Annotated in this window: 22 protein-coding genes; all 22 read right to left on the minus strand. The window is 43.1% G+C overall.

All coding sequences use genetic code 11. The features are described 5' to 3' along the window. Window positions 1-13 precede the first annotated feature (13 nt). On the minus strand, window positions 14-376 hold the full coding sequence (gene rplR / locus QYF49_RS24950; RefSeq protein WP_290402268.1) for a 50S ribosomal protein L18: 363 nt from the start codon (window positions 374-376) through the stop codon (window positions 14-16). 35 nt (window positions 377-411) lie between these two features. Further along, entirely contained in the window at window positions 412-951 is a 540-nt protein-coding gene (rplF, locus tag QYF49_RS24955; RefSeq protein WP_290402269.1) for a 50S ribosomal protein L6, read from the minus strand. 28 nt (window positions 952-979) lie between these two features. Beyond that, on the minus strand, window positions 980-1,378 hold the full coding sequence (gene rpsH / locus QYF49_RS24960) for a 30S ribosomal protein S8 (RefSeq protein WP_290402270.1): 399 nt from the start codon (window positions 1,376-1,378) through the stop codon (window positions 980-982). Between the two features lie 32 nt (window positions 1,379-1,410). Then, window positions 1,411-1,596, minus strand: coding sequence for a 30S ribosomal protein S14 (gene rpsN / locus QYF49_RS24965; RefSeq protein ID WP_007203538.1), 186 nt, complete (start codon window positions 1,594-1,596; stop codon window positions 1,411-1,413). 25 nt (window positions 1,597-1,621) lie between these two features. Next, entirely contained in the window at window positions 1,622-2,161 is a 540-nt protein-coding gene (gene rplE / locus QYF49_RS24970) for a 50S ribosomal protein L5 (RefSeq protein ID WP_290402271.1), read from the minus strand. Between the two features lie 24 nt (window positions 2,162-2,185). Further along, window positions 2,186-2,494 carry a 50S ribosomal protein L24 gene (gene rplX, locus QYF49_RS24975; RefSeq protein ID WP_053358406.1) on the minus strand — a complete coding sequence of 103 codons (309 nt, stop codon included), beginning with the start codon at window positions 2,492-2,494 and terminating at the stop codon, window positions 2,186-2,188. A 60-nt stretch (window positions 2,495-2,554) separates the two neighbouring features. Beyond that, window positions 2,555-2,923, minus strand: coding sequence for a 50S ribosomal protein L14 (rplN, locus tag QYF49_RS24980; RefSeq protein WP_053356188.1), 369 nt, complete (start codon window positions 2,921-2,923; stop codon window positions 2,555-2,557). 44 nt (window positions 2,924-2,967) lie between these two features. Beyond that, window positions 2,968-3,231 carry a 30S ribosomal protein S17 gene (rpsQ, locus tag QYF49_RS24985; protein ID WP_290402272.1) on the minus strand — a complete coding sequence of 88 codons (264 nt, stop codon included), beginning with the start codon at window positions 3,229-3,231 and terminating at the stop codon, window positions 2,968-2,970. A 21-nt stretch (window positions 3,232-3,252) separates the two neighbouring features. After that, window positions 3,253-3,456, minus strand: coding sequence for a 50S ribosomal protein L29 (gene rpmC / locus QYF49_RS24990; protein ID WP_053356190.1), 204 nt, complete (start codon window positions 3,454-3,456; stop codon window positions 3,253-3,255). Next, on the minus strand, window positions 3,446-3,880 hold the full coding sequence (rplP, locus tag QYF49_RS24995) for a 50S ribosomal protein L16 (protein WP_053356191.1): 435 nt from the start codon (window positions 3,878-3,880) through the stop codon (window positions 3,446-3,448). Before rplP ends, rpmC begins: the two co-directional genes overlap by 11 nt. Window positions 3,881-3,882: 2 nt before the next feature. Continuing rightward, a complete protein-coding gene (gene rpsC, locus QYF49_RS25000; protein ID WP_290402273.1) occupies window positions 3,883-4,542 on the minus strand; it encodes a 30S ribosomal protein S3 in 660 nt (219 codons plus the stop codon). Between the two features lie 3 nt (window positions 4,543-4,545). Further along, a complete protein-coding gene (gene rplV / locus QYF49_RS25005; protein ID WP_007203546.1) occupies window positions 4,546-4,887 on the minus strand; it encodes a 50S ribosomal protein L22 in 342 nt (113 codons plus the stop codon). Window positions 4,888-4,907: 20 nt separating this feature from the next. Beyond that, a complete protein-coding gene (rpsS, locus tag QYF49_RS25010; RefSeq protein ID WP_290402274.1) occupies window positions 4,908-5,186 on the minus strand; it encodes a 30S ribosomal protein S19 in 279 nt (92 codons plus the stop codon). Between the two features lie 57 nt (window positions 5,187-5,243). After that, the gene (rplB, locus tag QYF49_RS25015) at window positions 5,244-6,074 is read right to left on the minus strand and encodes a 50S ribosomal protein L2 (RefSeq protein ID WP_290402275.1); all 831 of its coding nucleotides are present in this window, start codon (window positions 6,072-6,074) and stop codon (window positions 5,244-5,246) included. Window positions 6,075-6,102: 28 nt separating this feature from the next. After that, window positions 6,103-6,390, minus strand: a complete 288-nt coding sequence (gene rplW, locus QYF49_RS25020) for a 50S ribosomal protein L23 (RefSeq protein WP_290402276.1) — start codon at window positions 6,388-6,390, stop codon at window positions 6,103-6,105. Then, window positions 6,390-7,013: a 50S ribosomal protein L4 gene (rplD, locus tag QYF49_RS25025; protein WP_290402277.1), complete on the minus strand. Its 624-nt coding sequence runs from the start codon at window positions 7,011-7,013 to the stop codon at window positions 6,390-6,392. The genes rplW and rplD overlap by 1 nt, the downstream gene beginning before the upstream one ends. 17 nt (window positions 7,014-7,030) lie before the next feature. Beyond that, window positions 7,031-7,669 (minus strand): 50S ribosomal protein L3, encoded by a 639-nt coding sequence (gene rplC, locus QYF49_RS25030; protein ID WP_290402278.1) that lies wholly within the window; start codon window positions 7,667-7,669, stop codon window positions 7,031-7,033. A 47-nt stretch (window positions 7,670-7,716) separates the two neighbouring features. Then, a complete protein-coding gene (rpsJ, locus tag QYF49_RS25035) occupies window positions 7,717-8,025 on the minus strand; it encodes a 30S ribosomal protein S10 (protein ID WP_007203552.1) in 309 nt (102 codons plus the stop codon). 416 nt (window positions 8,026-8,441) lie between these two features. Continuing rightward, a complete protein-coding gene (tuf, locus tag QYF49_RS25040) occupies window positions 8,442-9,632 on the minus strand; it encodes an elongation factor Tu (RefSeq protein ID WP_290402279.1) in 1,191 nt (396 codons plus the stop codon). 113 nt (window positions 9,633-9,745) lie between these two features. Then, window positions 9,746-11,824 carry an elongation factor G gene (fusA, locus tag QYF49_RS25045; protein WP_290402280.1) on the minus strand — a complete coding sequence of 693 codons (2,079 nt, stop codon included), beginning with the start codon at window positions 11,822-11,824 and terminating at the stop codon, window positions 9,746-9,748. A gap of 80 nt (window positions 11,825-11,904) precedes the next feature. After that, window positions 11,905-12,375, minus strand: coding sequence for a 30S ribosomal protein S7 (gene rpsG / locus QYF49_RS25050; RefSeq protein WP_290402281.1), 471 nt, complete (start codon window positions 12,373-12,375; stop codon window positions 11,905-11,907). A gap of 45 nt (window positions 12,376-12,420) precedes the next feature. After that, window positions 12,421-12,843 carry a 30S ribosomal protein S12 gene (gene rpsL, locus QYF49_RS25055; protein ID WP_061975662.1) on the minus strand — a complete coding sequence of 141 codons (423 nt, stop codon included), beginning with the start codon at window positions 12,841-12,843 and terminating at the stop codon, window positions 12,421-12,423. Between the last annotated feature and the right edge of the window lie 82 nt (window positions 12,844-12,925).

Genomic DNA, 12,925 nt, shown 5'->3' on the forward strand with positions numbered 1-12,925 from the left:
TTCCCTCCTTCTATTAAAATTCTAACCCAGCCTCACGGGCTGCATCAGCTAATGCTTTTACACGTCCATGATATAAATATCCGCCACGGTCGAATACTACTGATTTAACGCCTTTTTCTGCACCGCGTTTAGCAATAGCTTCGCCAATTGCTTTAGCAGCATCAACGTTACCGCCGTTTTTAACATCAACGCCTTTATCTAATGAAGAGGCAGATGCAATTGTAACTCCGTTTTGATCATCGATCAACTGAGCATAAATGTGCTTAGTAGAACGGAATACGTTTAAACGAGGACGTTGTGCTGTTCCGATTACAGTGCGGCGTACACGACCATGTCTTTTTTTACGAGCGACATTTTTATCCGCTTTAGTGATCATCTTATGCACTCCTTTCCGCTAACTTCTTAACGGCCTTATTTACCAGTCTTACCTTCTTTGCGTCGTACAAACTCACCTTCATAACGGATTCCTTTACCTTTGTAAGGCTCAGGAGCACGTACGGAACGGATGTTTGCTGCGATTTCGCCAACGCGTTCTTTATCGATACCTTTAACGATTACTTTCGTGTTAGAAGGAACATCAATGTCGATTCCTTTTTCAGGAACGATTTCTACTGGGTGAGAGTATCCAACGTTAAGGATCAATTTGTTACCAGACTTAGATGCACGGTAACCTACACCAATGATATCTAGTGCTCTTTCGTATCCAGTTGTAACACCAACAACCATGTTGTTAAGTACGCTTCTAGTTGTTCCGTGTAAAGCACGGTGTTCTTTGTGATCGCTCGGGCGTTCAAAAGTGATTGTGCTATCAGCCACATTGATTTTGATATCGTTGTGGAATTTACGAGTTAGTTCACCTTTAGGTCCTTTAACAGTGACAAGGTTGTTTTCCTTCAAATCAACTGTTACACCACTTGGGATTTCTACAGGTTTATTACCTACGCGAGACATAATGACACCTCCATTCGCTGCTTAATTTTTACCAAATGTATGCTAATACTTCGCCGCCGACTTGTTGCTGGCGAGCTTCTTTGTCAGTTAAAACGCCTTTAGAAGTGGATACTAGTGCAATCCCTAATCCTCCAAGTACACGTGGAAGTTCAGTTGATTTTGCGTATACACGCAGTCCAGGCTTACTGATACGTTTAAGACCAGTAATTACACGCTCATTGTTAGAACCGTATTTAAGGAAGATGCGAATCATCCCTTGTTTATTATCTTCAATGTATTCCACATCACGTACAAAGCCTTCACGCTTGAGGATTTCTGCGATTTCTTTCTTAATCGTTGAGCCAGGAACCTCTAGTTTATCGTGACGAACAGTGTTAGCGTTGCGAATACGAGTAAGCATATCTGCAATTGGATCTGTCATGACCATTGATATTTACCTCCTTCCCTTTATTCAGGGTATTACCAGCTGGCTTTTTTAACGCCAGGAATTTGACCTTTATAAGCAAGTTCTCTAAAGCAGATACGGCATAGTTTGAACTTGCGGATTACTGAATGAGGACGCCCGCATCGTTCACAGCGAGTGTATTCCTGCACTTTGAACTTTTGCTGGCGTTGTTGCTTAGCAATCATAGATTTCTTTGCCACGGGTTTACCTCCTTTGGCTAAAAGATTATTTTTGGAAAGGCATTCCTACTTGAGTCAATAGCTCACGTGCCTCTTCGTCCGTGTTGGCAGTCGTTACGATAACGATGTCCATACCGCGAACTTTATTCACTTTATCGTAATCGATCTCCGGGAAGATCAATTGTTCTTTTACACCAAGAGTGTAGTTACCACGGCCATCAAAAGCTTTTTTTGAAATACCACGGAAGTCACGAACACGCGGAAGTGTAACAGAGATTAATTTGTCTAAGAAATCATACATGCGCTCTCCGCGAAGAGTTACTTTCGTACCGATCGGCATACCTTCACGAAGTTTGAAACCTGCGATAGATTTTTTAGCACGAGTGATTACTGGCTTTTGACCAGCGATAGCTGTTAGTTCTTCAACTGCTGTATCCAATACTTTAGAGTTGGAAACTGCATCACCAACACCCATGTTGATTACAATTTTTTCGATCTTTGGAACTTCCATTACAGAAGTGTAGTTAAACTTCTCTACTAGAGAAGGAACAATCTCACTTTTATAACGCTCTTGTAGACGGTTCATCAAGATGCCCTCCTTTCACTGCAATTATTTATCTAAAACTTCACCTGATTTAGCTACACGAACTTTTTTACCATCGACTTCTTTGTGACCTACACGGGTAGGAGCACCAGTCTTTGGATCAAGAGGCATTACGTTAGAAACGTGAACCGGAGCTTCTTGGCTTACGATTCCACCTTGTGGATTAGCCTGAGACGGTTTCGCGTGCTTCTTAACGATATTAACGCCTTCTACAAGGACACGATTTTGCTTCGGATAAGCTTCAAGGATCACACCTTGTTTGCCTTTATCCTTACCAGAAATCACTTGTACTTTATCGCCTTTTTTAACATGCATTGGCATGAGCGTGTTGCACCTCCTTACAAGCCTGCTTTGAGTCTTGCATTCTATTGATAATTAAAGTACTTCCGGAGCAAGTGATACGATCTTCATGAATTGTTTGTCACGAAGTTCACGAGCAACTGGTCCAAAAATACGAGTACCACGAGGACCCTTGTCATCACGAACGATTACTGCTGCGTTTTCGTCAAAACGGATGGAAGATCCATCGTTACGGCGCATTCCGCGTTTTGTACGAACAACAACCGCTTTAACGACATCACCTTTCTTAACAACGCCGCCTGGTGTTGCAGATTTTACAGAACAGACGATGATGTCACCAACGTTAGCGTATTTACGTCCAGAACCACCAAGAACTTTAATGCAAAGTAACTCACGAGCACCTGAGTTGTCAGCTACTTTTAAACGAGTCTCTTGTTGAATCATGCGAATTGACCTCCTTTCGGATACATTTTCGATCCGAACATATATTAAATAACTACTGCTTCTTCAACCACTTCTACTAAACGGAAACGTTTGTCTTTAGAAAGCGGACGAGTTTCCATGATTCTTACCATGTCATTCATTTTTGCAGTGTTGTTTTCATCATGAGCTTTAAATTTCTTAGAGTACTTAACACGCTTGTTATATAAAGGGTGTTTTTTGTAAGTCTCTACAAGCACAGTGATTGTTTTGTCCATCTTGTCAGATACAACACGGCCAACATAAACTTTACGCTGGTTACGTTCACTCATTGTGCGAACCTCCTCTCAATGTTAAGCGTTAGTAATCCCTAGCTCTCTTTCACGTAAAACAGTTTTTGCACGAGCAATTGCTTTACGAACTTCACGAATGCGGGCAGGGTTTTCTAATTGACCTGTAGCTAGTTGAAAACGAAGATTGAAAAGCTCTTCTTTCAATGACTTAGCGTTTTGTTCAATTTCAGCAGTGGTCAAGTTACGGATATCATTAGCCTTCATTAGTGTCACCACCCACTTCTTCGCGTTTTACAAATTTACATTTCACAGGAAGCTTGTGTGCAGCAAGACGAAGAGCTTCACGAGCTACTTCTTCGGATACACCAGCGATTTCAAACATGATTTTTCCTGGTTTTACTACAGCAACCCAACCTTCAGGCGCCCCTTTACCGGAACCCATTCGAACTTCTAGAGGTTTAGCTGTGTAAGGCTTAGATGGGAAAATTTTAATCCATACTTTACCGCCACGCTTCATGTAACGAGTCATCGCGATACGCGCTGCTTCGATCTGACGGTTTGTGATCCAAGATGCTTCAACAGCTTGAAGACCATATTCACCGAATGCTACTTCAGCTCCGCCTTTTGCACGTCCGCGCATTTTCCCGCGGTGTTCACGGCGGTATTTAACACGTTTTGGCAATAACATAATTATTTGCCTCCTTCCTCTTTTTTCGTTCCTCTTGTTGGAAGGACTTCCCCACGGTAGATCCAGATTTTCACACCAAGTTTACCGTAAGTAGTGTCAGCTTCTGCAGTTCCGTAGTCGATATCTGCACGAAGGGTATGAAGAGGAACAGTTCCTTCACTGTAAGATTCTGAACGAGCGATATCTGCTCCGCCAAGACGGCCAGATACTTCTGTTTTGATACCTTTTGCTCCAGCACGCATAGAACGTTGGATCGCTTGCTTCATTGCACGGCGGAAAGACACACGGTTTTCCAATTGACGAGCAATATTTTCTGCAACAAGCTTAGCGTCTACATCCGCTTGCTTGATTTCAAAGATGTTTACGTGTACTCGCTTGCCAGTTAGTTCGTTAAGAGCTTTACGAAGTGCTTCGACTTCAGTACCACCCTTACCAATAACCATACCAGGCTTAGCAGTTTTGATCGTGATGTTTACGCGGTTAGCTGCACGTTCGATTTCAACACCAGATACAGCCGCGTCTTTTAAACGTTTTTCGATATATTTACGAATTTTAAGATCTTCGTGTAAAAGATCAGCATAGTCTTTGTCAGCGTACCACTTTGACTCCCAGTCACGGATGACGCCAATACGTAGTCCTACCGGATTTACTTTTTGACCCACGTCTTATCCCTCCTTCTTTTCAGAAACAACGATAGTGATGTGGCTAGTACGCTTGTTAATACGGCTTGCACGTCCCATTGCGCGAGGACGGAAACGTTTTAACGTAATGCCTTCATCTACGAATGCAGATGATACCACAAGGTTGTTTGGTTCCATTTCATAGTTGTGTTCCGCGTTTGCGATAGCAGACTTTAACACCTTTTCAATCACTGGAGAAGCAGCTTTTGGTGTTAGGCGTAAGATCGCAAGTGCTTCGCCTACTTGCTTACCTCGAATCAGATCGATAACAATTCTAGCTTTACGAGGAGCAATACGCACTTGTTTAGCAACAGCTTTTGCTTGCATTTTGTGTACCTCCCCTCAAATTAACGTCTTGTTTTCTTATCATCAGCGGCGTGACCTTTGTAAGTACGAGTTGGTGCAAATTCACCTAACTTATGTCCGACCATGTCTTCTGTAACATAAACCGGCACATGCTTACGGCCATCATATACTGCTAATGTGTGTCCGATGAATTCCGGGAAAATTGTTGAACGGCGAGACCAAGTTTTAATAACTTTTTTGTCATTTGTTTCGTTCAAGCCTTCAACTTTTTTCATTAAGTGGTCATCAACAAAAGGTCCTTTTTTCAAACTGCGACCCATACGTGAACCTCCCTTCGCGATTGCGCTACGGTTCGATTGAACCGTAGAACAAACACGTTATTTTTTACGACGACGTACGATGTACTTGTCAGTTGGATTGTTTTTCTTACGAGTCTTGTAGCCAAGAGTCGGTTTGCCCCATGGTGACATTGGTGATTTACGTCCGATTGGAGCGCGTCCTTCACCACCACCGTGCGGGTGATCGTTAGGGTTCATTACAGAACCACGAACTGTTGGACGGATACCCATCCAGCGAGAGCGTCCTGCTTTACCTACGTTTACAAGCTCATGCTCGAGGTTACCTACTTGACCGATTGTTGCACGGCAAGTGAGAAGGATCATACGAACTTCTCCGGAACCCAAACGAACTAGCGCATATTTTTCTTCTTTACCAAGAAGCTGAGCTTCAGCACCAGCTGAACGAGCTAGCTGTCCGCCTTTACCAGGTTTCAGCTCGATGTTGTGGATTGTAGAACCTACAGGAATGTTCGCAAGCGGAAGTGCATTCCCTACTTTAATGTCAGCGTCAACGCCGGACATGATTTCTTGGCCTACTTTAAGTCCTTTTGGAGCAAGGATGTAACGTTTTTCACCGTCAACATAGTTGATTAGTGCGATGTTTGCAGTACGGTTCGGATCATACTCGATTGTAGCAACGCGTCCTGGTATTCCATCTTTGTTACGTTTAAAGTCGATGATTCTGTATTTACGCTTGTGTCCACCGCCTTGGTGACGAACAGTAAGTTTACCTTGGTTGTTGCGTCCGGCTTTTTTGCTTAGTGGTGCAAGCAATGATTTTTCTGGTTTGTCTGTAGTGATTTCAGCATAGTCAAGCTGAGTCATGTTACGACGACCGTTAGTGATCGGTTTAAACTTTTTGATACCCATTTGTGTTTCCCTCCTTTACCTGTTGATCTTAAACTCCTTCAAAGAAGTCCAATTCTTTGCTTCCTGGAGTTAAAGTAATGATTGCTTTTTTACGTTTTGAAGTATAGCCAGTATGACGACCTACACGCTTGAATTTCCCTTTGTAGTTCGCAGTGTTTACTGATGCAACTTTAATTCCGAAAATTTCTTCCAGCGCAGTTTTGATTTGAGTCTTAGTCGCGCGAGTGTCCACTTCGAAAGTGTATTTTCCGTCAGCCATAATTTCAGTAGAACGCTCTGTAATTACGGGGCGCTTAATAATATCACGTGCATCCATTATGCAAGCACCTCCTCTACTTTTTCCACAGCGTCTCTTGTCATAACAAGCTTGTCGTGGTTAAGCACATCAAGCACGTTAACACCAGTTGCTGTAACAACAGTTACACCAGGGATGTTACGAGCAGATAACGCAACAAATTCGTTAAAGTCACCTGTTACAACAAGTGCTTTGCGATCTGCGGATAGATTTGTCAGTACTTGTTTCATATCTTTTGTTTTTGGAGCATCAAAAGAAAGAGCGTCAAGTACTACTAGGTTATTATCGATTACCTTGGAAGAAAGTGCAGATTTAATAGCTAAACGTCGAACTTTCTTAGGCAATTTGTAAGAATAGCTTCTTGGCGTTGGTCCGAAAACTGTTCCACCGCCTACCCATTGTGGAGAACGGATTGAACCTTGACGAGCACGTCCAGTTCCTTTTTGTCTCCATGGTTTGCGTCCACCACCGGCAACTTCAGAACGGTTTTTCACGTCGTGGTTACCTTGACGAAGTGACGCTTGCTGCATGACAACAGCATCAAATAATACATTTTGGTTTGGTTCAATACCGAAAACGGAAGCATTAAGCTCGATATCGCCAGCTTGAGAACCATCTTGTTTGTAAATAGCTACTTTAGGCATCGATGTATCCTCCCTTCTTATTTAGCTTCTTTAGCTTTTACAGCTGCATTGATTGTAACGTAGCTCTTTTTCGCACCAGGTACGTTACCTTTGATTAGAAGTACGTTGCGCTCAGCATCAACTTTAACAACTTCTAGATTTTGAACAGTAATTGTATCTCCGCCTGTACGTCCAGGTAGGTTTTTACCTTTGAATACACGGTTAGGGTCAACTGCACCCATAGAACCGGGACGACGGTGGTAACGGGAACCGTGGCTCATAGGTCCGCGGGATTGTCCGTGGCGTTTGATAACACCTTGGAATCCTTTACCTTTTGATGTTCCGGTTACATCAACGATGTCACCTTCTGCGAAAATATCTACCTTGACTTCCTGACCAACTTCAAAATCCGCGCCTTCTACATTGCGGAATTCTTTCACGAAGCGCTTAGGGTTTGTGTTAGCTTTAGCAGCATGCCCTTTTGCAGGCTTGTTCACACGGCTTTCTTTCTTATCATCAAATCCCAATTGGATTGCTTCGTAACCGTCGTTTTCAGCAGTTTTCTTTTGAAGAACAACGTTTGGAGTAACTTCAACGACAGTAACTGGGATTAGTTCACCGTTTTCTGCGAATACTTGAGTCATTCCAACTTTTTTACCTAAGATTCCTTTGGCCATTAGTCACACCTCCTATTAAATGTTTGAGTTTTTTTATATGTTATTTCTTATAGTTTGATTTCAATGTCAACGCCAGATGGAAGATCCAAACGCATTAATGAATCAACAGTTTGCGGCGTTGGCTCGATGATATCGATCAAACGCTTATGCGTACGCATTTCGAACTGCTCACGAGAATCCTTATACTTGTGCACCGCACGTAGGATTGTGTAAACAGCTTTCTCAGTTGGAAGCGGAATCGGTCCGGATACTTTTGCACCAGAACGTTTTGCAGTCTCAACAATTTTCTCAGCAGATTGATCAAGAATTCTGTGATCATATGCTTTTAATCGAATACGAATCTTTTGCTTTGCCATTATTTTCCCTCCTTTATTCGCCCATTTTGATAAACAGACATTACTCCCACGGAAATTTAACCTGACAGACATCCGCCATGGCAATGGGGCCGGGTGTGTCAGCAACCTTCCGGATCATCGCAAATGAATGACCAACATTACTTATTATAGTAAAAACAGCTGCCCAATGCAAGCTATTCTTATAAATATTTTCGTCGGCCGCACACTTTTTCTATTATAGAGGCATAACCGTGTAATAGCAAGCCGAATCAGGATTTACCAAAAGAAAAACGGAAGTGCCTTGATCAAGGCCGACATCGAGGACTCAGGCGCTGAAGCCAGACATCACTTCTAAGTCGAGTTTCTTCTATATAAATAAGCAACTGAATGCAAACAAAAAAGCATCCCAATCAGGGATGCTTTTTATAAACGATGAACTATTCTTGGATAGTAGCTACTACTCCAGCACCTACAGTACGTCCACCTTCACGAATAGAGAACTTAGTTCCTTCTTCGATCGCGATTGGAGCGATTAGTTCAACAGTCATTTCGATGTTGTCTCCTGGCATAACCATTTCAGTTCCTTCTGGAAGTTGGATGATACCAGTTACGTCAGTTGTACGGAAGTAGAACTGAGGACGGTAGTTAGAGAAGAATGGAGTGTGACGTCCACCCTCTTCTTTTGAAAGAACATAAACTTCAGCTTTGAACTTTGTGTGAGCTTTAACAGTTCCTGGTTTTGCAAGAACTTGTCCACGCTCAACATCGTCACGGGAAACCCCGCGAAGAAGTGCACCGATGTTGTCACCAGCTTCAGCATAGTCAAGAAGTTTACGGAACATCTCAACACCTGTTACAGTAGTTGATTTTGGCTCTTCAGTAAGACCAAGGATCTCGATAACGTCACCAACTTTAACTTGTCCACGCTCAACACGTCCAGTAGCAACTGTACCACGGCCAGTGATTGAGAATACGTCCTCAACAGGCATCATGAATGGTTTATCAGTGTCACGTGGAGGAGTTGGGATGTACTCGTCAACTGCGTCCATAAGTTCGATGATTTTAGCTTCCCACTCAGCATCTCCTTCAAGAGCTTTAAGAGCAGAACCTTTGATTACAGGAACATCGTCTCCTGGGAAATCGTACTCAGAAAGAAGGTCACGAACTTCCATTTCAACTAGTTCAAGAAGTTCTTCGTCATCTACCATGTCACATTTGTTCAAGAATACAACTAGGTAAGGTACACCTACTTGACGAGAAAGAAGGATGTGTTCACGAGTTTGTGGCATTGGGCCGTCAGCAGCAGATACTACTAGGATCCCTCCGTCCATTTGTGCAGCACCAGTGATCATGTTTTTAACATAGTCAGCATGTCCTGGGCAGTCAACGTGTGCATAGTGGCGAGTGTCAGTTTCATACTCAACGTGTGCAGTTGAGATTGTGATACCACGCTCACGCTCTTCTGGAGCACCATCGATTTGGTCGTAAGCCATAGCTTGGCCTTTACCAGATTTCTTAGCAAGTACAGATGTAATTGCAGCTGTTAAAGTTGTTTTACCGTGGTCAACGTGTCCGATTGTACCAATATTCGCATGCGTTTTGGAACGATCAAATTTCTCTTTAGCCATGAGAAAGATTCCTCCTTAATATGTGTAAAAGTTTAATTTTTATATTTAAAACAGACAGGTTGTCTGCCTATTTTAGATTACATGAAAAGCTAGTTTCTTACAACTGTCAACTATTATTGGCCAGTTGATTTTTTAATGATTTCCTCTGAAATTGATTTCGGTACTTCTTCGTAGTGGTCAAAGTGCATGGAGTAAGTTCCACGTCCTTGTGTACGAGAACGAAGTGATGTTGCATAACCAAACATTTCAGCAAGTGGAACCATCGCTTTAACAACTTGAGCATTACCGCGAGCTTCCATACCTTCAACGCGTCCGCGTCGGGAAGTTACGTCACCCATAATGTCTCCCATGTACTCCTCAGGAACAACCACTTCAACTTTCATGATCGGCTCAAGGATAGCAGGGTCACATTTTGATTTCGCGTTTTTAAGTGCCATGGATCCGGCAATTTTGAACGCCATTTCGTTGGAGTCAACGTCATGGTATGAACCGTCAACGATTTTCGCTTTAAGGTCAAGCATTGGGAAGCCTGCAAGCATACCATTTTTCATTGATTCTTCGATACCGGCTTGTACCGCTGGGATGTATTCACGTGGAACAACACCACCGACGATTTTGTTTTCGAATACGAATCCAGATCCTTCTTCACCTGGCTCGAACTCGATCCAAACGTGACCGTATTGACCACGACCACCGGACTGACGAACGAACTTACCTTCAACTTTAGCCGCTTGGCGGATGGTTTCACGGTAAGCAACCTGTGGAGCACCTACGTTAGCTTCAACTTTGAATTCACGTTTCATACGGTCAACTAGGATGTCCAGGTGAAGTTCACCCATTCCGCCGATGATCGTTTGTCCTGTTTCCTCATCCGTTTCAGTTCTAAAGGTAGGATCTTCCTCAGCAAGTTTCGCAAGGGCCATACCCATTTTGTCCTGGTCGGCCTTAGATTTAGGCTCGATGGACAAGTGGATTACAGGCTCTGGGAATACCATAGATTCAAGGATAACCTGGTTCTTCTCATCACAGAGAGTATCACCAGTTGTAGTATCTTTCAAACCTACAGCAGCTGCGATATCACCAGCGTATACGATAGAGATCTCTTCACGGTGGTTAGCGTGCATTTGAAGGATACGTCCTACGCGCTCACGCTTACCTTTTGTAGAGTTCTGTACATAAGAACCAGAGTTCAATGTTCCTGAGTATACGCGGAAGAATGTAAGTTTACCGACATAAGGGTCAGTCATAACTTTAAATGCCAATGCAGAGAAAGGAGCCTCGTCGCTGGATTCGCGAGTTACTTCTTCTTCAGAATCAGGTAGTGTACCTTTGATTGCTTCTACATCGGTTGGAGCTGGCAAGTAGTCAAGAACTGCATCCAGCATAAGCTGAACACCCTTGTTCTTAAATGCAGATCCACAGATTACAGGAAAGAAATCAACGTTTACAGTTCCTTGACGGATGGCTGCTTTGATTTCTTCGTTTGTAATCTCTTCGCCTTCTAAGTACTTCATCATCAACTCTTCATCAAGCTCAGCTACCGCTTCGATAAGCTTTCCACGGTACTCTTCCGCTTGCTCTTGATAATCAGCAGGGATTTCACCTACTTCAATATCAGTACCAAGGTCGTTTCCGTAGAATACAGCTTTCATCTCGATTAGGTCGATGATGGCTTCGAATTGATCTTCAGCACCGATAGGAAGCTGAATTGGATGTGCGTTTGCACCAAGACGGTCATGAAGAGTCTTTACAGAGTAAAGGAAGTCAGCACCGATCTTGTCCATTTTGTTAACGAATACTACACGGGGAACCCCGTAAGTTGTTGCTTGACGCCATACTGTTTCAGTTTGCGGTTCTACCCCAGACTGTGCATCGAGTACAGCTACAGCTCCGTCTAATACACGCAATGAACGTTCTACTTCTACTGTAAAGTCTACGTGTCCAGGAGTATCAATGATGTTGATACGGTGACCTTTCCACTGAGCAGTAGTTGCAGCGGAAGTGATTGTGATTCCGCGCTCTTGCTCCTGCTCCATCCAGTCCATTTGGGAAGCTCCTTCATGAGTTTCACCAATTTTATGGATACGACCTGTATAGTATAGTACACGTTCTGTAGTTGTTGTTTTACCAGCATCGATGTGAGCCATGATGCCGATGTTACGCGTATTTTTTAAGGAGAATTCTCTTGCCATGAATTTCTCTCCTTCCTATACATAGGAAATAATTTTTTATAGTGTGATAGAGACAGCTAAGAAACTGTCTCTTGTGTTTTTTACCAGCGGTAGTGAGCAAACGCTTTGTTCGCTTCTGCCATTTTGTGCATGTCTTCACGCTTCTTCACTGATGCTCCAGCATTGTTAGCAGCATCGATGATTTCGTTAGCAAGACGTTCTTCCATTGTCTTTTCGCCACGAAGACGAGCGTAGTTAGTTAACCAACGAAGTCCTAGAGTCGTACGGCGCTCAGGGCGAACTTCAACTGGAACTTGGTAGTTGGCACCACCCACACGGCGAGCGCGAACTTCAAGAACAGGCATGATGTTCTTAAGAGCTTGTTCGAATACTTCCATAGGTTCTGTGTTTGTACGTTCTTTAATAATGTCAAATGCATTATAAAGAATGGTTTGTGCTACTCCTCTTTTACCGTCAATCATAATTTTGTTGATCAGACGAGTTACAAGCTTAGACTTGTAAATTGGATCAGGTAACACATCACGACGAGATACAGGTCCTTTACGAGGCATTGTGTCCCCTCCTTTCTCCTATTTGATTACGCAATATTCAAAAGCTTACTTTTTAGCAGCTTTAGGACGTTTAGTTCCGTATTTAGAACGGCCTTGCATACGGTTGTTAACACCAGCAGTATCAAGCGCACCGCGAACGATGTGGTAACGTACCCCTGGTAAGTCTTTTACACGTCCGCCACGGATCAACACTACGCTATGCTCTTGAAGGTTGTGCCCGATCCCAGGGATGTAAGCAGTCACTTCAATTCCGTTTGTTAAACGTACACGAGCATATTTACGAAGAGCCGAGTTCGGTTTCTTCGGTGTCATCGTACCAACACGAGTACATACTCCACGTTTTTGCGGAGAAGAAACGTTGGTTTGAGCTTTTTTGAAGCTGTTGTAGCCTTTGTTAAGAGCTGGAGAGTCAGATTTTTTACCTTTTGACTCACGGCCATTACGAACCAATTGATTAATTGTAGGCATTTGTTTTTTCCTCCTTTCCTTACGTTTTTTCTAAGACCACTGAACCAGGTGGTTCATCTTTGGACAAAAGAAAGTTTTTGCG

The organism is Fictibacillus terranigra, assembly GCF_030412265.1.
Taxonomy (GTDB): Bacteria; Bacillota; Bacilli; order Bacillales; family Fictibacillaceae; genus Fictibacillus_C; species Fictibacillus_C terrinigri.